This window comes from Rhizobium sp. G21, from assembly GCF_014158035.1.
Classification (GTDB): Bacteria; Pseudomonadota; Alphaproteobacteria; order Rhizobiales; family Rhizobiaceae; genus Rhizobium_E.
Genome location: NZ_JACFXW010000001.1, coordinates 2,202,144 through 2,220,431, shown reverse-complemented (window position 1 = coordinate 2,220,431; position 18,288 = coordinate 2,202,144). Strand labels below are relative to the sequence as shown.

The following is an 18,288-nucleotide window of genomic DNA, read 5'->3' as shown; positions in this document are numbered from 1 at the left end:
CCGTCCCGGATCGACGTCCATCAAATTGTGCGATATAAGATATTTGTACGAATATCGCACAAATAAACAATGGAGAGGGGCGTCGCCATGGCCGAACCGCGCGACATCATGGGCGGCTTGATGAAGGGGTTGAAGGTCATCGAAGCCTTCAGCGCCGAGCGCCCCCGCCTGTCGATAACCGAAGCGGCGACGCTGGCGGGGCTCGACCGCGCTACGACGCGCCGCTGTCTCCTGACCCTCGCTGAAGGCGGTTACGCCGATTACGACGGAAAATTCTTCACGCTGACGCCGCGCGTGCTGCGGCTGGGCGTCGGCAGCCTCGCCGCCATGCCGCTGCCGCGCATCGTGCAGCCGGTGCTCGACCGGCTCAGCCAGGAGATCGGCGAAAGCAGTTCCGTCTGCATTCTCGATGAGACCGAGATCGTCTATGTGGCGCGCGCCGCTCAGCGGCGGGTCATGTCGATCGCGCTGATGCCGGGCTCGCGCCTGCCGGCCTATTGCACCTCCATGGGCCGTATCCTGCTCGCGGCGCTGGAGCCGGTGGAGGCCAGGCGTATTCTGGAGGCGTCCACCCGCACCCAGCGCACCGAGAGAACGGTGACGGATATCGAGGCGCTGATGGCGCTCTTGAATGGCGTCCGCCGCGACGGCTTCGCGCTCAATGACCAGGAGGTCGAGAGCGGCCTTCGCTCGATCGCCGTGCCCCTGCGCAATGCCCGGGGCCATGTCGTTGCGGCGGTCAATGTCGGGCTGGCGGCAGGCGCGGAGACGGCGAAGGCGCTCGAGGACCGCTATTTGCCGCCGCTTCTCGCTGTGCAGACTGAGTTGGCCCGCGTGCTGACGTGAGGAAGCGCGCTCGCGCGCTTCCTATAGTAAGTCGACTAAATATCGAAAAAGATCGTTTCCTTCTCGCCCTGCAGATGGATGTCGAACGTCACGACATCGCCATCCCGCTGGCCGATCAGGGTCGGCACGCGCACACGATGCTCGATCGTCTTGAGGATCGGGTCTTCCGCATTGGCCTCGGGCTCGTCGGAGAAATACATCCGCGTGTTCAGCCCGATATTGATGCCGCGCGCCACGATCCACAAGGTCACATGCGGCGCCATCAGGCGCGGGTCCTTGTCGCGGAAGGGAACGCGGCCCGGCTTGATCGTCTGGAAGGTGAATTCGCCACTGTCCATGTCGGCAGGGCAGCGGCCCCAGCCGAAGAAGTTCGGATCGGCCTTGCCGCGCGTTTCAGACGGGCTGTTATACAGACCATCGGCGTCGGCCTGCCAGATCTCCACCAGCGCGTCGCGCAACGGCGTGCCGGTTCCATCGATCACCCGGCCCTTGATGGTGATGCGCTCGCCGCGGGTCTTGTCATTGTAAAGCGGACCGGAGCCGAGATCGCTGTCATAGACCCCGTGAATGCCGGTGAAATTCGGCGTGCAGCCGATATGCACATAGGGGCCGGCGGTCTGGGAGGCGGTTTCCTTGAGATAATCGAGCCTCTGCACCATGTCAGTTGCCCTCCTTGCGGTTCTCGAAGAATGTCGAGCGGCGGCCGCGCAGCACCACGTCGAATTTATAGGCGCGCATGTCCATCGGAATGGTCGAGTTCATGTCGAGCGGCGCGATCAACTGCTTGATGGCTTCCTCATCGGGGATCGTCTTGACGATCGGACATTTCCAGATCAGTGGATCGCCCTCGAAATACATCTGCGTGATCAGCCGCTGCGCGAAGCCATGGCCGAACACCGAGAAATGGATATGGGCGGGCCGCCAGTCATTGACCCAGTTCATCCAGGGGTAAGGGCCCGGCTGGATGGTCTTGAACCAGTAGTAGCCGTCCTCGTCGGTGATCGTCCGGCCGAAGCCGCCGAAATTGGGGTCGAGAGGGGCGAGATAGGTTTCCTTCTTGTGGCGGTAGCGGCCGCCGGCATTGGCCTGCCAGAATTCCACCAGCGCGCCGCCCACGCCTTTGCCGCGTTCGTCCAGCACCCGGCCATGTACTAGAATGCGTTGGCCGATCGCCATTTCGCCCGGCTTGGCGTAATTGACGATCAGGTCGTTATCCAGCTCATTGAGCATGTTGTGGCCGAAGACCGGCCCGGTGATCTCGCTCCTGGTGCCGTCGAGCGACAGGAGCGCCTTCTGCGGTGAGCGCAGCACGGATGTCTTGTAAAGCGGCGTCAGCGCCGGCGGATGCCAGGCGCGGTCGCGGGCGTAGAAGGCGCCGGTTTCGGGCCTCTGATTGCCGCTCATGCTTGTCCTCCATGAGATTGGGTGGCGTTCATCTCATCCAGCACGTTTTTGATGATTTTGATGGCGTGATTGGCGGCCGGCACGCCGGCATAGATGGCCACATGCAGCATGGCCTCGCGCAGATCCTCGGGCGTCGCCCCGGTATTGGCGGTGGCGCGCACATGCATCGCCACCTCCTCGTCCTGGCCGAGCGCGGCGAGAAGCGCGATCGTCACCATCGAGCGCTCGCGCTTGCTCCATTCCGGCCGCGACCAGACATGCCCCCAGGCGGCTTCGGTGATCAGCGCTTGAAAGGGCTCGTCGAAAGCGGTTTTGGCCGCCTCGGCCCTGTCCACATACGCGTCGCCCAGCACCGAGCGCCGCGTCGCCATGCCTTGCCGATGCCGTTCCGTCCGGAAAGCGTCCGTCACGTGTCAGTCCTCGTTGATGAAATCGACGATCAGTTCGGCGAGCGCCGCCGGCTGTTCGACGCAGGGAATATGGCCGCAGCCCTCGATGATCTCGAACTGGGCGTCGGGGATGAGTTCGGCCGTCGACCGCACCAGATCCGGCGGCGTCGAGCCGTCCTGGTCGCCGACCACGGCCAACACAGGGACCGAAATGGTCGGCGCGACGGTGGTGAAGTCCGCGTCGCGGATTGCGGCGCAGGTCGCCGCATAGCCTTCGACCGATTGGCGCGTCAGCATGGTCTTGTAGCCGGCGAGATCATCGGCGCGCTTGGCGTGGAAGTCAGGCGTGAACCACAGCTTCATCACGCCATCGGCAAGCGACGCGATGCCCTTTTCGGTGACGCCCGCGATCCGCTGGTTCCAGCCGTCGACTGTCCCGATCTTATGGGCGGTGTCGCAAAGCACGATCTTTTCGACGAGGCCGGGCCGCTGCCCCCAGATTTCCTGGGCGATCAGACCGCCGACCGACAGGCCGACCAGCGTTGCCTTCTTGATCTTGAGATGATCGAGCAGGCCGATCAGGTCCTTGGCGTGATCGCCGATCGAATAGGGCGTGGAGCCCGTTTCCGACAGGCCGTGACCGCGCTTGTCATAGAGCAGGAACGACCACTCTTCGGCAATCTCATCGATGAACGGCAGCCAGATGCGGAAATCGGTGCCCAGCGAATTGATGAGCACGACGACGGGATCGTCTTTCGATTCCGTCAGGAATTCGTAATGCAGAACCTGACCGTTGATTTTGGCGAAAGCCATGATGCGCTCCTCACTGGGACAAAAGATACCGAATGGTTTTTGATGCGAAAAATGATATTTGTGGCGTTATTCATAACCGTGGAGCTATGAATTGGACAGCCGAATCAAGTTTCGTCATCTCCAGACCTTTATAGAGGTGGCGCGACAGAAAAGCGTTGGCCGCGCCGCCAACGTGCTGGCGATCACCCAGCCGGCCGTCACCCGCACCATCCGCGAATTGGAAGAGGCGCTTGGCGTCGACCTGTTCGAAAAGGACGGCCGCGGCATTCGCATCAGCCGCTTCGGCGAGGTCTTTCTCCGCCATGCCGGCGAAAGCGTCGCCGCCGTTCAGCGCGGCGTCGATTCCATCTCGCTCGCGCGTAAATCACTGGGTCCACCCTTGCGCATCGGCGCGCTTCCGACGGCCTCCTCGACCGTTCTTCCCGATGCCGTCCACGCCTTTCTGGCGGCAGACACCGGCAGTTCCGTGACCATCGTGTCGGTGAAAATCGCGTGCTTCTCGATGCGCTCAGGCTCGGCGATCTCGATCTCGTCGTCGGGCGTCTCGCTGCGCCCGAGCGCATGACCGGCCTGCATTTCGAACCGCTATACACGGAGGAGGTCTGCTTCGTGGTTCGCGCGGATCATCCTCTGACGGCGCGTCCCCACTTCTCGCTCACCGAACTCGTACATTACACGGTGCTGATTCCCCCTTCGGGCGCCGTCATCCGGCCGCTGGTCGACCGCTTCCTCCTGACCAATGGCATCGCCGACCTGCCGCAATCGGTCGAGACCGTGTCGGACAGTTTCGCCCGCGCTTTTCTCGACCGTTTCGACGCCGTCTGGATCATCTCGCGCGGCGTCGCCTCGCCCGATATCGCGGCGGGGCGTCTTGCGCGGCTCGATATCGACACGTCCGAGACGCGGGGCGCCGTCGGTCTGACCACGCGCGCCGACCGTGACCCGAGCCTCGCGCTGTCGATCATGATCACCACCATCCGCGACCATGCGCGATCGGCTGTGGATCGCTTCTGAGCGCCGCGAAAACGTCTGATTTCTGTCATTGGCCTGTCGCCCGCGAGCGTCATGGATCGGGCGCGATTTGGAGATCGGACCATGACCGTAGCCCTGATGATCATCGACATGCAGATCGACGCGCTGGCCGCGCTGCCGCCTGAATGCGTGGAACCCCTGATCGACCGCCAGAACCGGCTTGCTCGCGCCTTTCGGGCGCGGAGCCTGCCGGTGATCATGGTCTGCGGCGAGTTCAAGGCCGATCTCAGCGACGCGTTCCTGGAAATGCGCCGTAAGCAGGTGGCGGTCTCGATCGAGGGAACGCCCGGCGCCGCCCTTCATCCGGGCCTCGAGCGCGACGCTGACGACATCGAGATCGTCAAGAAGCGCTACAGCACCTTCTTCCGAACCAATCTCGACGAAATCCTCGCGAACCGCGGCGTCACCAGGCTGGTGCTGACTGGCGTCAACACCCATGCCTGCATCCGCATGGCGGCCGTCGACGCCTATCAGCGCGACCTCGACGTGGTGATCGCCGAGGACGCTGTGGCGTCTTATGACGATCAGCACGCCTCGGTGTCGCTGCGCTATATGACCGACAAGATCGCCGCCGTCATGAGCGCCGATAGCGCGATCGCGGCGCTGCCGGCCTGGATGACCACTCAGAACTCTGAGATACGCCAGGCAATGTAAAGAAGAGCGCCGGCGATCACCCAGAGAGCGACGCGGCCGGAGCGCGAGTGTCGCGCTTCGGACCTGCCGATCTTCTCGGCGGTCTCGGCGTCGAATTTGAGCCCATGCTCGGTCATGTCGGTGATGTTGACCGCGAGTTTCTCAACGCGCGCGGCGATCTCCGGCACGGCTTCGGCGATGCGCATCGCCGCCTTCAAACCGTCCTTCAGGTCGCCGACAATGCGCTTGGGTCCGAGATTGTCGCGGATCCAGGATCCGACCACGGGCTCGGACGCCTTCCACATGTTGAAATGCGGATCGAGCGAACGCGCCACGCCTTCAACCACGACCATGGTCTTCTGCAGCATGATCAGTTCCGAGCGCGTCTCCATGTCGAAGAGTTCCGTCACCTCGAACAGCAGCGTCAGCAGCTTCGCCATGGAGATCGTGTCGGCCGGCTGGCCGTGGATCGGCTCGCCAATGGCCCGGATCGCCTGCGCGAAGGAAGCGTGATTGTGATGGGCGGGCACATAGCCGGCCTCGAAATGCACGTCGGCCACGCGCTGGTAATCGCGGGTGATGAAGCCGAACAGGATTTCGGCGAGGAAGCGGCGCTCCTTCTTTCCGAGCCGTCCGACGATGCCCATGTCGACCGCGACGATCGTGCCCGCGGGATCGACGAACAGATTGCCCTGATGCATGTCTGCGTGAAAAAAACCATCTCGCAGCGTATGGCGCAGAAAGCTCTGCATCAGCGTTTGCGCCAAAGTCGACAGATCATGGCCCGCGGCCTTCAGGCCCGCAATATCCGACATCTTGACGCCGTCGATCCATTCCATGGTCACGACGTCGCGGCCGGTGCGCTCCCAGTCCACCTTCGGCACCCGGAAGCCCGGATCATCGACCGTGTTCTCGTCGAGCTCGGAGAGCGCCGCGGCTTCGAGCCGCAGATCCATTTCGATCTTGGTGGTCTGCTCCAGCGTCTTGGCGACCTCGACCGGCCGCAGGCGACGGGCGGGCGGATAGAACCGCTCCTGCAGATGCGCCACCACGAAATTGGTTTCGAGATCGCGGGCGAAGCGTTCGCGCACGCCCGGCCGGATCACCTTGACGGCGACCTTGCGGCGGCTCCCTTCCTTGTCGATCACGATGGCGGGATGCACCTGCGCCATCGAGGCGGCGGCGACAGGCGGCAGGAATTCCTCGAACAGATCCTCGATGCTGCGGCCGAGCGAATCCTCGATCTGGCGCCGGGCGGCCTCCATCGGAAAGGTCGACATCCGGTCCTGCAGCAGCGCCAGATCGGCGGCGAAATCCTTGCCCACCACGTCGGGGCGCGTGGCGAGGAATTGACCGATCTTGACATAGGAGGGTCCGAGACGATCGACGGCGCGGGCGAGATTGTCCGATTGCGCCGACGTCTTCGCCCGCTTCTTGGCAAGCAACCCGGCCAGGGAATGGCCGAAGCGCAGAATGGCGGGCAGATGATCGGCGGGCAGGGCGGAGATCACGCCCTCGCGCGTCAGCACCCAACCGAGATTGATCAGGCGCAGATAGGCTCCGGCAGTGCTCATCGGGTCAAAGCTTCCAGCCGGAATGCAGGCACGCGATGCCGCCCGAATAATTGGTGTAGGTCGCCCGCGAGAAGCCTGCCTTGGCGATCATCTGGGCGAAATCCCGCTGATTGGGAAATTTGCGGATCGATTCCACCAGATATTGGTAGGGCTCGGCCTCGCCCGTCACCGCCTTGCCGATCCTGGGGATGGCGTTGAACGACCAGGCGTCATAGACGCGGTCGAGCAGCGGCAGCTCCACGTCCGAGAATTCCAGCACCAGCAGACGGCCGCCGCGCTTCAGCACGCGATGGGCTTCCGACAGCGCCACATCGATGCGCGGCACGTTGCGGATGCCGAAGGCGATCGTGTAGGCGTCGAATGTGTTGGCCTCGAACGGCAGTTCCTCGGCGTTCGCCTCGACGAAAGTGAGATTGTCGGCCAGCCCCTTCTTCTCGGCGCGCTCGGCGCCGACGCCCAGCATCGAGCCGTTGATGTCGAGCACGGTCGCCTGCGCCAGCCGTCCGGAGGCCTCGACGATGCGGAAGGCGATGTCGCCGGTGCCGCCCGCCACGTCCAGCACCTTGTAGTCGGCGCTCTTGCGCGGATTGAGGGCTGCGATCATCGCATCCTTCCAGACGCGATGCAGGCCGGCCGACATCAGGTCGTTCATGATGTCGTAGCGTTTGGCGACTTTGTGGAACACGTCGTTGACGAGGCCCTGCTTTTCGCCTGGATTGACCTGGCGAAAACCATAGGATGTTTCCATGCCGCCATCGGCGCTTGCGCGTTCCGTCGTCATGAGGCGCTCCACTTCTGTCTTTTTGTCTTCTTGCTTTAGAATGCCGCGGACCATACCGGATCGGTCCGGCCGACGCCATAGGCGCGAGACGCAAAATGGTCGCGGGGCCGGGCGCTCAGTCGATGCGATAAAGGCTTCGCACAGGCTTTGCCGGGCATAATACGGTCACGTTCTCGTGTTGAGGCTGATCAGGCTTCCCGATCGAGACATGTGATTAACGAACTGGAAAGATCGTCCCCGGATAAGGGAGATCAGAAGTCCCGAGTATGTATCCGATGGCCAAGACTCAGTCGTTCCCATTCCGCTCCGTTTGCGCCGCGATCAGCCTTCTCGCGCTCGGCGCGCTTGCCGGCTGCACGACATCGGCGCTCGACATCGAGCCGGATACCTCCATCTCTCCGAAACTCGCCCGCGAGATCCGCGCCAAGGGTTTCCGCGAGGAGGACCCGGTGCTGATCCGCATCTTCAAGGCCGAAAGCGAATTCGAGGTCTGGAAGAAGAAACCGTCGGGGCAGTATGCGCTGTTCAAGACCTATCCGATCTGCCGCTGGTCCGGCAAACTCGGTCCGAAGAAGAAGATCGGCGACCGCCAGGCGCCGGAGGGCTTCTATCAGGTTTCGCTTGGCCAGCTGAATCCCAAGTCGCAATTCTATCTGTCTTTCAATCTCGGCTATCCCAACCGGCTCGAAAGCGCGCTGGGCTATACCGGCGAGGCGCTGATGGTGCATGGCGCCTGCTCGTCCTCGGGCTGCTTCGCGCTCACGGACCAGCAGATGGCCGAAATTTATCCGCTGGTGAAGGCGGCGTTGAAATCGGGCCAGCCGTCCTTCCAGGTCCAGTCCTATCCGTTCCGCATGACCGCCGACAACATGGCCCGACATGCCGGCGACCCCAATATGGAGTTCTGGCGGGCGATGAAGGTGGGCTACGATTCGTTCGAGGCCACCCGGCGCGAACCCGCCGTCGCCGCCTGTTCGGGTCGTTACGTGTTCAACCAGCCGGCCGAGAGCCTGCCGGCCAATCCGCTGGCGCCGTGCCTTACCGAGCCGGCGCTGGCGTCTGCGCCGCTCTCCATGCCCTCGGCGTCGACCGCTTACGCCTATCAGGACGGCGGCATGCACAAGAGTTTCCGCGAGCTTCTCACGCGCTACGGCGAAAAGCGCTTGGCGGCCAGGATCTCGCTGCGCAAGTATCCGATCAGCCGTCCCGGCGCGGCGCTCGCCGATCCCTACCGACCCGCGGCTGATTGATACGGCGGACTGGCGAGCGGCGTTCGGCTTGTCTATATAGGCGGCGACAGCCACGCCCGAGAAAGTCCGCCGCCCATGCCCGAATTGCCTGAAGTGGAGACCGTGCGACGCGGCCTCGCGCCCTTCATGGAAAAAGCGCGCATCGAACGCGTGACGCTCAACAGGCCCGATCTCCGCTTTCCCTTTCCCGAAGGTTTCGTCGAATCTCTGCAGGGCCGCCGCATCGATGCGCTCGGCCGTCGCGCCAAATATCTGCTCCTTCATGTCGAGGGCGGCTCCACCGTCATCGCCCATCTCGGCATGTCCGGCTCCTTCCGGATCGAGGCGGAGGTAAGTGGGACGCCGGGCGAGTTCCATCATCCGCGTTCCAAGGATGCGACCCACGACCACGTGATCTTCGATCTCAAGGGCGAGGCGGGCCCGGTCCGCATCATCTACAATGACCCTCGCCGCTTCGGTTTCATGCATCTCTGGAGCGACCATCTGCTGGACGATTACCCCGCCTTTCAGGGACTGGGGCCGGAACCCACCGGCAATCTTCTGTCGGCCGACTATCTCGCCACCCGTTTCAAGGGCCGCAAGCAGCCGCTCAAAAGTGCGCTTCTCGACCAGAAGATCGTCGCCGGGCTCGGCAATATCTATGTCTGCGAGGCCATGCACCGTTCCGGCCTGTCGCCCGAGACGCCTGTCGGCGCGCTGGTCGAGGCCGCGGCGGGCCGACAGCCGGCTTGTCGAGACTGTCGGACAATATCCGCATGGTGATCGCCGAGGCGATCGAGGCGGGCGGCTCGTCGCTGCGCGATCACATCCAGACCGACGGCTCGCTCGGCTATTTCCAGCACCGCTTCCGCGTCTATGACCGAGAAGGCCAGCCTTGCCCAACGCCGGGCTGCGCCGGAACCGTCGGCCGGATCGTCCAGGCGGGCCGCTCGACGTTTTTTTGTTCGCAATGCCAGATATGACATGGGGGATAAGACATGGCCTATGAAACGCTGATCGTCGAAACGCGCGGGGCCGTGGGCCTCGTGACGCTCAATCGCCCGCAGGCGCTGAATGCGCTGAATGCGAAGCTGCTCGAAGAACTGGTCGAGGCGCTCTCGGCTTTCGCCGCCGATGACGGCGTGCGCGCCGTGGTGATCACCGGATCCGAAAAGGCCTTCGCCGCCGGCGCCGACATCAAGGAGATGAAGGATCTCACTTACGCGCAAGCCTATGACGCCGATTACGCCGGCGGCTGGGATCGCGTCACCGCGTTCCGCAAGCCGCTGATCGCGGCGGTGGCGGGCTTCGCGCTCGGCGGCGGCTGCGAGGTGGCGATGATGGCCGATTTCATCATCGCCGCGGACACCGCCAGATTCGGCCAGCCGGAAATTACGCTGGGCATCCTGCCCGGCATGGGCGGCACTCAGCGGCTCGCCCGCGCCGTCGGCAAGGCCAAGGCCATGGACATGGTTCTGACTGGCCGCATGATCGACGCCGCCGAGGCCGAGCGTATCGGGCTCGTGGCCCGCGTCGTGCCCGCAGAGCGCCTGCTGGAAGAGGCGCTGGCCGCGGCCGAAAAGATCGCCTCCTTCTCGACCCCTTCGGTGATGATGGCCAAGGAGAGTGTCAACCGCGCCTTCGAGACCACGCTCGCCGAAGGGTTGCGCTTCGAGCGACGGCTTTTCCATTCGCTCTTCGCCACCGAAGACCAGAAAGAAGGCATGACGGCCTTCGTGGAGAAGCGGAAGCCCGCCTTCGGCCATCGCTAAGACGGGACTCGCCATGCGCGCAGCCGCCGCAGATTCTTTTGACGGGATCATTGACGCACGACCGGTTTGGCGCTATACGCCGCCCACAGTTTGAAAAGCCGTATATCCGGCTTTTCTGGATGCTCCCTCATTGCCCGGCATTGAGGCCGTACCCCGGAAGGGTCCGCGGCAAAGGGGCATGTCGGACAGGATCGAATCTAGAGAGGCATACATGGCCAATACCACTTCGGCGAAAAAAGCGACCCGCAAGATCGCCCGCCGCACCGACGTCAACAAGGCGCGTCGTTCGCGCATGCGCAGCTTCATTCGCAAGGTCGAGGAAGCCATCGCATCCGGCGACAAGACCGCAGCCGAAGCCGCTCTGAAGGCTGCTCAGCCCGAGCTGCAGCGCGCCGCCAACAAGGGCGTCGTCCATCGCAACACGGCCTCCCGCAAGGTGTCTCGCCTCGCCAGCCGCGTGAACGCGATCGGCGCCTGATCTAGGCAGTCATCGTTACTGGAAAGGGCCTGGCGTTCGCGCCGGGCCTTTTGCCGTTTCCGGAATTCGCGAACGGAATTTCGTCAAAATGTCATGAGATCTGACAATTGCAACAATTTGGAGCGATCGTAAGAGGCGTAAATAATCTATGAATCTCAATGAGTTGCGCGAGGTGTGTTTTGTTGCTCGCGCCTTTCCTTGCGGCAGTGGTCCGCTAAATCGAGTCAAGTGAATTTTTTATTTTTTTGATTGTGACGCCCCGAAAATGCGCCTGTCCGGGAATCCCTTTGATTTGTCTGCGATTCTCTTTTGGGGGTCCGGAGTGCGGATTGCGCTTCGGGAAAGTCAACGGTTTTCTCTTAAGATTGGGTAAAAAGGCGATTGATCTTGCCCGTCGATCTTGCCTAAATGACTTTCACGGAGACAGGGAAAACCGATGAAGACAACCAGGACGCATCGGTAACCAAGCTCCGGTCTCGGGCGGAAGCATCGCTCAATCCTCGACCGACAGGCATGCCAAGGGTCGACTCGTCAGAGTCTCCCGCGCTATTCTGTCGACCTATCGCGGGGAGCGTTTCGTCGAGGCGAGTGCGTAAATTCCGGCATTTTCCAGGGACAGGAAATGCAGGGAACAGTGTGAGTAGATGAGCGTTAGATCCTGATCGTCAAGCCCAACGAGGCCCGTCAAACCTTTCGCATCCGGGAACGGCTGCGGATTGGCGGATGAGCCTGACCTTCAGGAGGACGGATGATCGGTCGCGACGAAGTTCGCGGCTGGCGTTCATGACGTGGAAAAAGGCGGCGACATGCACATGACAATGACAGAAAAGGGCGCGTTCTCTTCCGGGGACGCGCTGATAACGGCAGCCAATGCTGAAGCGGATGCGGGGGAAAGAGGGATGAAGACCGACGCCTTGTTCGAGCGTTTCAGCGCACGACTCAAGGCCAAGGTGGGTCCCGAGGTCTATGCGAGCTGGTTCGGCCGGCTGAAGATCCAGTCCGTTTCCAAGAGCGTCGTTCGCCTCTCGGTGCCGACGACCTTTCTCAAGTCCTGGATCAACAATCGATATCTCGACATGATGACGTCGCTTCTCCAGGAAGAAGACGCCAACATCCTCAAGGTCGAGATCGTCGTCAGGTCCGCCGCACGTCCCTCTCGTCCGGGTATGGCAGACGAAGCTGGCGCGAACCTTGCGGATCCGGCGCCCGCCGCCCAACCACAGCGCCGCGGCGCTTCTTTCGCCACGTCCCAGCCGCAGCACATGTCTCAGCCGCAGGCGCAGCAGCCTGCCGCCCGGCCGGCTCCGACCCAGCAGAGCACGCTGTTCGGCTCGCCGCTCGATAGCCGCTACACCTTCCAGAGCTTCGTCGAAGGCTCGTCCAACCGGGTGGCGCTGGCCGCCGCCAAGACCATCGCCGAATCGGGCGCCGGCGCGGTCCGTTTCAATCCGCTGTTCATCCATTCGAGCGTCGGTCTCGGCAAGACCCACATGCTGCAGGCGATCGCCGCGGCAGCCCTGTCGAACCCGCGCAACCCGCGCGTCGTTTATCTGACGGCCGAATATTTCATGTGGCGCTTCGCCACCGCCATCCGCGACAACGACGCGCTGACGCTGAAGGAATCGCTGCGCAACATCGATATCCTGATCATCGATGACATGCAGTTCCTGCAGGGCAAGCTGATCCAGAACGAATTCTGCCATTTGCTCAACATGCTGCTCGACAGCGCCAAACAAGTGGTCGTGGCCGCCGATCGCGCGCCTTGGGAACTCGAATCGCTCGATCCGCGCGTGCGCTCTCGCCTGCAGGGCGGCGTCGCGATCGAGATCGAAGGCCCCGATTTCGAAATGCGGCTCGAAATGATGAAGATCCGCCTGGCCCAGGCCCGCGCCGAGGATCCGGGTATCGATATTCCCGAAACCATCCTCCGCCATGTCGCCGAAAACGTCACGGCGTCCGGCCGGGAGCTGGAAGGCGCTTTCAACCAGCTGATTTTCCGCCGCTCCTTCGAGCCGGATCTGTCGCTCGAGCGGGTCGACGAGCTCTTGTCGCATCTGGTCGGCGCCGGTGAGCCGAAGCGCGTGCGAATCGAAGACATCCAGCGCATCGTCGCCCGGCACTACAATGTCTCGCGGCAGGAACTGGTGTCCAACCGCCGCACCCGCGTCATCGTCAAGCCGCGCCAGGTGGCGATGTATCTCTCCAAGACGCTGACGCCCCGCTCCTTCCCGGAAATCGGTCGTCGTTTCGGCGGACGCGACCACACCACCGTTCTGCACGCCGTGCGCAAGATCGAAGAGCTGTTGTCTTCCGATCAGAAACTGTCGCAGGAGGTCGAACTGCTCCGCCGCCTCATCAATGAGTGATCCGTCCTTGGCCTCGCCGCTCCGCGCCACACTGTCGATGTATGACATGGATGGACCCGTGCGGCGGGCCAACGATCTTTGTGGACCGCGCTCGCGCAAAATCTGCGCCGGCGCGGTCTTACCGTGTCCGACGGCCTCGACCGGCAGTCGCACTACCACGCGGTCTGGAGCGAGCCGGATCTGATCTTTTCCCAGACCTGCGGCTATCCCTATGTCATGGAGCTTCGGGAAAAGGTGCGGCTGGTGGCCACGCCGATCTACGCGTTTGCGGGCGGCGAGGGGACGGATCGCGCGAGCTTCGTGATCGCCCATGAGAATCATCCCGGCCTGACGCTTTCGGATTTCCGGGGCGCCCGCGCCGCCATCAACGACTGGATGTCCAATTCCGGCATGAACCTGTTTCGCGCGGCGATCGCGCCGCTCGCCGGGGGTAAGCCGTTCTTCGGCTCGATCATGGTCAGCGGCGGCCATGTCGCCTCCGTCGATGCCGTTCGCGAGGGGCTGGCGGACATCGCCTCGGTGGACACCGTCACTTGGGGGCTGCTCGAAAAGCATGCGCCGGAACGCCTTGCGGGCGTTCGGATCGTATCGGAGACGCCGCGCGGACCTGGGCTGCCCTTCATCACGCGCGGGACCACCAGCGATGTGGAGCTTGCAGCGATCCGTTCGGCGCTCATGGATGTGTTGGCCGATCCGGATTATAAATCAGTCCTCGATACGCTGGGGCTGAAAGGCGTCGCCATCCTTTCGGACGGCGACTACCAGAGGCTCGACGATCTTCGTCGCCGGGCGGATGCGCAGGGCTATACGGCCCTCGCCTGATCGCCGACCATCACCCGGTCCTGATATTGTGGATGCACGGGCTGGTGATGGGTGCGGAAGAAGTAGCGCCGCGCCACTTCCCAATAGCCGTTATAGACCAGGCCGCCGTTCAGCTGGATGAAGGCGTCGCGTTCGGCCTTGTAGAGCCGGGGGATCTTGTACCAGGCCAGTTGCGGCCGGCTGTGATGCACGATGTGTAGATTGTTGTGCAGGAACAGAAGGCCGAAGGCCGGCGTGTTCTCGACGATCGCCGTGCGCTCTTCCTTTTCCCCCGCATAGCGATGTTCGGCGAAGGAGCGGAGCCGCGAGAAGGCCAGACCCGCATAGACGAAGGCGGTCAGGTAGATCCAGACCGGCATGTCGCAGACGAGCGTAACCCAGGCGAGCACGACGCCCGCCCCGAGGCCATGCCGAAGCCAGAGGCCGAGATGGCGCAAATCGCCCTTGGCCATCAGCGCGGCCTCCGAGCCGAACAGGGCAGCCACCGCGATCAGCGGGCCGACGACGAGCCGTCCCGGCAGCGTGTTGTTGACGGTCGCGAGCAGGCGACCCGCGGCGCCGGTTCGCGTCCAATGCTCGCCGGTGAAGTAGTAGGATTCCGGATCCTCGATCGGATCGGTCAACCAGTCGTCATTATGGTGCTTGAGATGCGAGCGCTTGTAGAGCCGGTAGGGCAGCCAGATCGAGATCGGTGGCCATCCGATGGCGTCGTTGATCACCCTGAAGCGGGTGGGGTGCCCATGCAGCACCTCATGTTGAAGGGAGCCGTGCCAGGCGACGATCCAGCCGCCGAAAAGCACAAAGAGCAGGGGATAAGGCAGAGTGGCCCAGAAGAGGGTAAGAAGCCCCCAGCCGCCATATATGACGACAGCGAGGAGGACGGTGGGCCATTCGATGGATTTGCGGGTTCGTTTCGCGCCGCCCGCGGAGGCGCCTTCGATCGTGTGGGATGACATGAAAAGCGATATGCTAGAAATCAGGTTCCGAACGCGGAGAGCAAATCATCCTGGCGCTACCTAGGCCCCTATTAAAAAGCCAAAATCCGATTTCGTCAAGACCACGCAAGCGACTGAAGACGTCGTCTTCAAGCTCCGCGCAAGCGAGCATGATCAGGCGGCGAGATCGGCGACCACGGCGTCCAGAACCAGCATGCCCGATTGCGTGCAGCGCAGCCGCGAATTGCCCAGGCGCTCGAGAAGCCCGTGCTGGATCAGGAAGGCTTCCCGATCCGGGTCGAGGCCGCGACCGGCCAACTCGCTCCAGCGGGCGAGATCGAGGCCCTCGCGCAGCCTCAGCCCCATCAACAGCATCTCGTCGGCCTGCTCGTCTCGCTCCAGGCTTTCCTGTTCCACCATGCCGTGGCCCTTGGCGGCGACGCTCGCGAGCCAGGTTTCCGGATGCCGCTCTGTGGCGGTGGCGTATTTATGTCCCTGGCGGCTGAGGCGCCCATGCGCGCCGGGCCCGATGCCGGCATAGTCGCCATAGCGCCAGTAAGTGAGGTTGTGGCGGCTCTCCGCGCCCGGCTTGGCGTGATTGGACACTTCATAGGCCGGCATGCCATGAGCTTCCGTCACCTCCTGGGTGATCTCGTAGAGGCGCGCGGCCGCCTCCGCGTCGGGAAGCACGATCTTGCCGTTCTGATGCAGGCCGAAGAAGGGCGTGCCTTCCTCGATCGTCAGCTGATAGAGAGACAGGTGATCCACCGCATAGCCGATCGCCTCGTTGAGTTCGCGGATCCATTCGTCTTCGCTCTGACCGGGCCGCGCATAGATCAGGTCGAAGCTCATGCGCGGGAAGATCTCGCGCGCCAGCCGCACCGCCTTCAGCGCATCCTCGACATTGTGCAGCCGCCCCAGGAATTTGAGGTCCCGGTCGTTCAACGCCTGCACGCCGAGCGACACGCGGTTGACGCCTGCGGCGCGGTAGCCGCGAAAGCGCTCGGCCTCGACGCTGGAGGGATTGGCCTCCATGGTGATCTCGATGCCGTCGGGCATGTGCCAAAGCCTCGAGATTCCGGTCAGCAGCGCGTCGATCGTCTCGGGCTTCATCAGCGAGGGCGTGCCGCCGCCGACGAAGACGGAGGTCACCGTCTTCGGCCCGCTCAACTCGCGCATTACAGACATTTCCTTGAGGAAGGCCACGACGAAGGCGTCCTGGTCGACCTGTTGGTGGCGGACATGGCTGTTGAAATCGCAATATGGACACTTGGCCGCGCAGAAGGGCCAATGCAGATAAACGCCGAAACCCGGTTCGCCCGTATCCGGAAGCAGGGCGGCGTTCACGTCCATCTTAGAGCGTCAGCCCCGTTTCGACGAGCAGCTTGAAGGCGCGGGCGCGATGCGACAGCGCCTCGGCGTCGCCCGGCCGCCAGCCATGCTTTTCCTCGGCCGTCATTTCCCCAAACGTCGTCTCATAGCCCTCGGGCTTGAAGATCGGGTCATAGCCGAAGCCGGCGGTTCCGCGCGGCGGCCAGACGATCTCGCCCTCGACCTCGCCGCGGAAGGTTTCGGTATGGCCGTCCGGCCAGGCGAGGCAGAGAACGCTGACGAAACGGCCTTTGCGCTGGTCTGGCGCAAGCGCTCCCTTTTCTTCTAGCGCGCGCTCGACTTTCTCCATCGCCCAGGCGAAATCGCGGCTGCCGTCCTCGCGTTCGGCCCAATTGGCGGTGTAGACGCCCGGCGCGCCGTCGAGCGCGTCGATGGCGAGGCCGGAATCGTCAGACAGCGCCGGCAGCCCCGACGCCATGGCCGAGGCCAGCGCCTTGATGCGGGCGTTTTCTTCATAGGTCGTGCCCGTCTCGTCGGGCTCGGCGAGGTTCAGTTCCTTGGCGGATTTGGCGGTGAAGCCCATCGGGCCGATGAGATCGTTGATCTCGGCGATCTTGCCGGCATTGTGGCTGGCGACGATGATGGTCTTGCTGTCGAGCTTGCGCATGATTGCCTCTGGTTCAGACGCCCCAGATGCGGGGCTCGGCGAATTCCAGCGAATTGCCCGCCGGATCGCGAAAATAGATGGATCGGCCGCCATTCGGCCATTCGACGCGCGATTCGATCGCCACGCCCGCTTCCGTTAGCCGCAATTCCCAGGCGTCGATCTCGTTTGCGCTCGCGGCGAAGCAGAGATGGCCTTGACCCGCCGCGCCATGCGGCGGCACGGGCAGCTGGTCGGGCGCCGGCGGAATGACGGTTTCCTCGGGATTGAACACGAGCAGCACGGCGTCGCCCGCCCTGAAGAACACATGCCGGTTCCCGCCGCGCGAGATGAGCTCCAGCCCGAGAACGTCGCGATAGAAAGCTTCGGCCGCATCGAGATCGGCGGCGTAGACGGCGGTTTCGAGCACGCGGCCGGCCTTCATCGCAGATCTCCTCAGGCGATCGCCTGCTTCTGCAAGCCCACGAGGTCGGCGATGCCGTTCTTGGCGAGGCCCATCAGCGTCAACAGTTCTTCTTCGCTGAACGGCGCGCCTTCTGCGGTGCCCTGGATCTCGACGATGCCGCCCTTTCCGGTCATGACGAAATTGGCGTCGGTCTCGGCCGAGGAATCTTCGAGATAATCGAGGTCTATGACCGACTGATTGGCGAAGATGCCGCAGGAAACGGCCGCGACATGGTCCTTCAGGACCTTCTCGACCTTCAGCATGTTGCGGGCTTCCATCCACTTCAGGCAATCATGCAGCGCGATCCAGCCGCCGGTGATCGAGGCGGTGCGGGTGCCGCCATCGGCCTGGATCACGTCGCAGTCGACGGTGATCTGGCGTTCGCCGAGCGCCTGCAGGTCCACGACCGCGCGGAGCGAGCGGCCGATAAGCCGCTGGATCTCCTGGGTGCGGCCGCCCTGCTTGCCGGAGGTGGCTTCGCGGCGCATGCGGTCGCCGGTCGAACGCGGCAGCATGCCGTATTCGGCGGTCACCCAGCCCTTGCCGGTGTTGCGCAGCCATGCCGGCGGCTTTTCCTCGACGCTCGCGGTGCAGAGTACATGCGTGTCGCCGAACTTCACCAGGCAGGAGCCTTCGGCGTGCTTGGAAAAGCCGCGCTCGAACGTCACCTTGCGCATTTGATCGGTTTTCCGTCCGGATGGCCGCATTGTCGCTACTCCTGCTTTCTTGTCTGCAAGCCTAATAAGGGCGCGAGGGGGATTTGCAAAGGAAAA

Annotated in this window: 18 protein-coding genes and 2 pseudogenes; 9 read left to right on the top strand and 11 right to left on the bottom strand. The window is 63.2% G+C overall.

Annotated features, from left to right (window positions below; genetic code table 11):
* The first annotated feature begins 87 nt into the window (after positions 1 to 87).
* On the top strand, positions 88 to 846 hold the full coding sequence (locus H2O14_RS11305) for an IclR family transcriptional regulator C-terminal domain-containing protein (RefSeq protein WP_246697364.1): 759 nt from the start codon (positions 88 to 90) through the stop codon (positions 844 to 846).
* Between the two features lie 35 nt (positions 847 to 881).
* Here the strand turns inward: H2O14_RS11305 and pcaG are convergent, their stop codons facing one another.
* Genes pcaG through pcaD form a run of 4 tightly spaced genes read right to left on the bottom strand, consistent with a single transcriptional unit; the run spans position 882 to position 3,452 of the window.
* Positions 882 to 1,505 (bottom strand): protocatechuate 3,4-dioxygenase subunit alpha, encoded by a 624-nt coding sequence (gene pcaG / locus H2O14_RS11300; RefSeq protein ID WP_182827732.1) that lies wholly within the window; start codon positions 1,503 to 1,505, stop codon positions 882 to 884.
* A 1-nt stretch (position 1,506) separates the two neighbouring features.
* Positions 1,507 to 2,250 (bottom strand): protocatechuate 3,4-dioxygenase subunit beta, encoded by a 744-nt coding sequence (gene pcaH, locus H2O14_RS11295; RefSeq protein ID WP_182827731.1) that lies wholly within the window; start codon positions 2,248 to 2,250, stop codon positions 1,507 to 1,509.
* On the bottom strand, positions 2,247 to 2,621 hold the full coding sequence (gene pcaC / locus H2O14_RS11290) for a 4-carboxymuconolactone decarboxylase (RefSeq protein WP_210275529.1): 375 nt from the start codon (positions 2,619 to 2,621) through the stop codon (positions 2,247 to 2,249). The genes pcaH and pcaC overlap by 4 nt, the downstream gene beginning before the upstream one ends.
* A gap of 42 nt (positions 2,622 to 2,663) precedes the next feature.
* Positions 2,664 to 3,452, bottom strand: coding sequence for a 3-oxoadipate enol-lactonase (pcaD, locus tag H2O14_RS11285; RefSeq protein WP_182827729.1), 789 nt, complete (start codon positions 3,450 to 3,452; stop codon positions 2,664 to 2,666).
* Between the two features lie 91 nt (positions 3,453 to 3,543).
* Between pcaD and pcaQ the strand changes: the two are divergent.
* Together pcaQ and H2O14_RS11275 are read left to right on the top strand one after the other, a co-directional pair.
* Positions 3,544 to 4,466, top strand: a pseudogene (gene pcaQ / locus H2O14_RS11280) (pca operon transcription factor PcaQ).
* Positions 4,467 to 4,547: 81 nt separating this feature from the next.
* Positions 4,548 to 5,138, top strand: coding sequence for a cysteine hydrolase family protein (locus tag H2O14_RS11275; RefSeq protein WP_182827728.1), 591 nt, complete (start codon positions 4,548 to 4,550; stop codon positions 5,136 to 5,138).
* Here the strand turns inward: H2O14_RS11275 and ubiB are convergent.
* On the bottom strand, positions 5,108 to 6,691 hold the full coding sequence (gene ubiB, locus H2O14_RS11270; protein ID WP_182827727.1) for a 2-polyprenylphenol 6-hydroxylase: 1,584 nt from the start codon (positions 6,689 to 6,691) through the stop codon (positions 5,108 to 5,110). The genes H2O14_RS11275 and ubiB overlap by 31 nt on opposite strands.
* A 4-nt stretch (positions 6,692 to 6,695) precedes the next feature.
* Complete coding sequence (gene ubiE, locus H2O14_RS11265) at positions 6,696 to 7,472, bottom strand: bifunctional demethylmenaquinone methyltransferase/2-methoxy-6-polyprenyl-1,4-benzoquinol methylase UbiE (RefSeq protein WP_182827726.1); 777 nt, start codon at positions 7,470 to 7,472, stop codon at positions 6,696 to 6,698.
* Between the two features lie 275 nt (positions 7,473 to 7,747).
* On the opposite strand from ubiE, the gene H2O14_RS11260 reads away from it, so the two are divergent.
* The 6 genes and pseudogenes from H2O14_RS11260 (at position 7,748) to H2O14_RS11235 (ending at position 14,139) form a co-directional block, all read left to right on the top strand.
* Positions 7,748 to 8,722, top strand: coding sequence for a murein L,D-transpeptidase family protein (locus tag H2O14_RS11260; RefSeq protein ID WP_182827725.1), 975 nt, complete (start codon positions 7,748 to 7,750; stop codon positions 8,720 to 8,722).
* A 75-nt stretch (positions 8,723 to 8,797) separates the two neighbouring features.
* Positions 8,798 to 9,684: pseudogene (mutM, locus tag H2O14_RS11255) on the top strand (bifunctional DNA-formamidopyrimidine glycosylase/DNA-(apurinic or apyrimidinic site) lyase).
* 15 nt (positions 9,685 to 9,699) lie between these two features.
* Positions 9,700 to 10,473 (top strand): enoyl-CoA hydratase, encoded by a 774-nt coding sequence (locus tag H2O14_RS11250; RefSeq protein WP_182827724.1) that lies wholly within the window; start codon positions 9,700 to 9,702, stop codon positions 10,471 to 10,473.
* 211 nt (positions 10,474 to 10,684) lie between these two features.
* Positions 10,685 to 10,951, top strand: coding sequence for a 30S ribosomal protein S20 (gene rpsT, locus H2O14_RS11245; protein ID WP_182827723.1), 267 nt, complete (start codon positions 10,685 to 10,687; stop codon positions 10,949 to 10,951).
* An 806-nt stretch (positions 10,952 to 11,757) separates the two neighbouring features.
* Complete coding sequence (gene dnaA / locus H2O14_RS11240) at positions 11,758 to 13,317, top strand: chromosomal replication initiator protein DnaA (protein ID WP_182827722.1); 1,560 nt, start codon at positions 11,758 to 11,760, stop codon at positions 13,315 to 13,317.
* Between the two features lie 123 nt (positions 13,318 to 13,440).
* The gene (locus H2O14_RS11235; protein ID WP_182827721.1) at positions 13,441 to 14,139 is read left to right on the top strand and encodes a phosphate/phosphite/phosphonate ABC transporter substrate-binding protein; all 699 of its coding nucleotides are present in this window, start codon (positions 13,441 to 13,443) and stop codon (positions 14,137 to 14,139) included.
* Here H2O14_RS11235 and H2O14_RS11230 read toward each other — a convergent pair.
* From H2O14_RS11230 to rph, 5 genes are all read right to left on the bottom strand, one after another.
* Positions 14,121 to 15,095 (bottom strand): fatty acid desaturase, encoded by a 975-nt coding sequence (locus tag H2O14_RS11230; RefSeq protein ID WP_182827720.1) that lies wholly within the window; start codon positions 15,093 to 15,095, stop codon positions 14,121 to 14,123. The genes H2O14_RS11235 and H2O14_RS11230 overlap by 19 nt on opposite strands.
* A gap of 153 nt (positions 15,096 to 15,248) precedes the next feature.
* Entirely contained in the window at positions 15,249 to 16,427 is a 1,179-nt protein-coding gene (gene hemW / locus H2O14_RS11225) for a radical SAM family heme chaperone HemW (protein ID WP_182827719.1), read from the bottom strand.
* A gap of 1 nt (position 16,428) precedes the next feature.
* On the bottom strand, positions 16,429 to 17,073 hold the full coding sequence (rdgB, locus tag H2O14_RS11220; RefSeq protein WP_182827718.1) for an RdgB/HAM1 family non-canonical purine NTP pyrophosphatase: 645 nt from the start codon (positions 17,071 to 17,073) through the stop codon (positions 16,429 to 16,431).
* A 13-nt stretch (positions 17,074 to 17,086) separates the two neighbouring features.
* Positions 17,087 to 17,494 carry a VOC family protein gene (locus tag H2O14_RS11215; protein WP_182827717.1) on the bottom strand — a complete coding sequence of 136 codons (408 nt, stop codon included), beginning with the start codon at positions 17,492 to 17,494 and terminating at the stop codon, positions 17,087 to 17,089.
* Positions 17,495 to 17,505: 11 nt separating this feature from the next.
* Positions 17,506 to 18,222, bottom strand: coding sequence for a ribonuclease PH (gene rph, locus H2O14_RS11210; RefSeq protein WP_182827716.1), 717 nt, complete (start codon positions 18,220 to 18,222; stop codon positions 17,506 to 17,508).
* Positions 18,223 to 18,288: the final 66 nt, after the last annotated feature.

What these genes read in the sequence shown, in the direction of transcription:
- rph (WP_182827716.1), bottom strand. Translation starts at nt 18,222, where the DNA reads ATGCGGCCATCCGGACGGAAAACCGATCAAATGCGCAAGGTGACGTTC.
- H2O14_RS11260 (WP_182827725.1), top strand. Translation starts at nt 7,748, where the DNA reads ATGGCCAAGACTCAGTCGTTCCCATTCCGCTCCGTTTGCGCCGCGATC.
- pcaD (WP_182827729.1), bottom strand. Translation starts at nt 3,452, where the DNA reads ATGGCTTTCGCCAAAATCAACGGTCAGGTTCTGCATTACGAATTCCTG.
- ubiB (WP_182827727.1), bottom strand. Translation starts at nt 6,691, where the DNA reads ATGAGCACTGCCGGAGCCTATCTGCGCCTGATCAATCTCGGTTGGGTG.
- H2O14_RS11275 (WP_182827728.1), top strand. Translation starts at nt 4,548, where the DNA reads ATGACCGTAGCCCTGATGATCATCGACATGCAGATCGACGCGCTGGCC.
- rpsT (WP_182827723.1), top strand. Translation starts at nt 10,685, where the DNA reads ATGGCCAATACCACTTCGGCGAAAAAAGCGACCCGCAAGATCGCCCGC.
- rdgB (WP_182827718.1), bottom strand. Translation starts at nt 17,073, where the DNA reads ATGCGCAAGCTCGACAGCAAGACCATCATCGTCGCCAGCCACAATGCC.
- ubiE (WP_182827726.1), bottom strand. Translation starts at nt 7,472, where the DNA reads ATGACGACGGAACGCGCAAGCGCCGATGGCGGCATGGAAACATCCTAT.
- dnaA (WP_182827722.1), top strand. Translation starts at nt 11,758, where the DNA reads ATGCACATGACAATGACAGAAAAGGGCGCGTTCTCTTCCGGGGACGCG.
- H2O14_RS11230 (WP_182827720.1), bottom strand. Translation starts at nt 15,095, where the DNA reads ATGTCATCCCACACGATCGAAGGCGCCTCCGCGGGCGGCGCGAAACGA.
- pcaC (WP_210275529.1), bottom strand. Translation starts at nt 2,621, where the DNA reads ATGGCGACGCGGCGCTCGGTGCTGGGCGACGCGTATGTGGACAGGGCC.
- pcaH (WP_182827731.1), bottom strand. Translation starts at nt 2,250, where the DNA reads ATGAGCGGCAATCAGAGGCCCGAAACCGGCGCCTTCTACGCCCGCGAC.
- H2O14_RS11250 (WP_182827724.1), top strand. Translation starts at nt 9,700, where the DNA reads ATGGCCTATGAAACGCTGATCGTCGAAACGCGCGGGGCCGTGGGCCTC.
- H2O14_RS11305 (WP_246697364.1), top strand. Translation starts at nt 88, where the DNA reads ATGGCCGAACCGCGCGACATCATGGGCGGCTTGATGAAGGGGTTGAAG.
- pcaG (WP_182827732.1), bottom strand. Translation starts at nt 1,505, where the DNA reads ATGGTGCAGAGGCTCGATTATCTCAAGGAAACCGCCTCCCAGACCGCC.
- H2O14_RS11215 (WP_182827717.1), bottom strand. Translation starts at nt 17,494, where the DNA reads ATGAAGGCCGGCCGCGTGCTCGAAACCGCCGTCTACGCCGCCGATCTC.
- hemW (WP_182827719.1), bottom strand. Translation starts at nt 16,427, where the DNA reads ATGGACGTGAACGCCGCCCTGCTTCCGGATACGGGCGAACCGGGTTTC.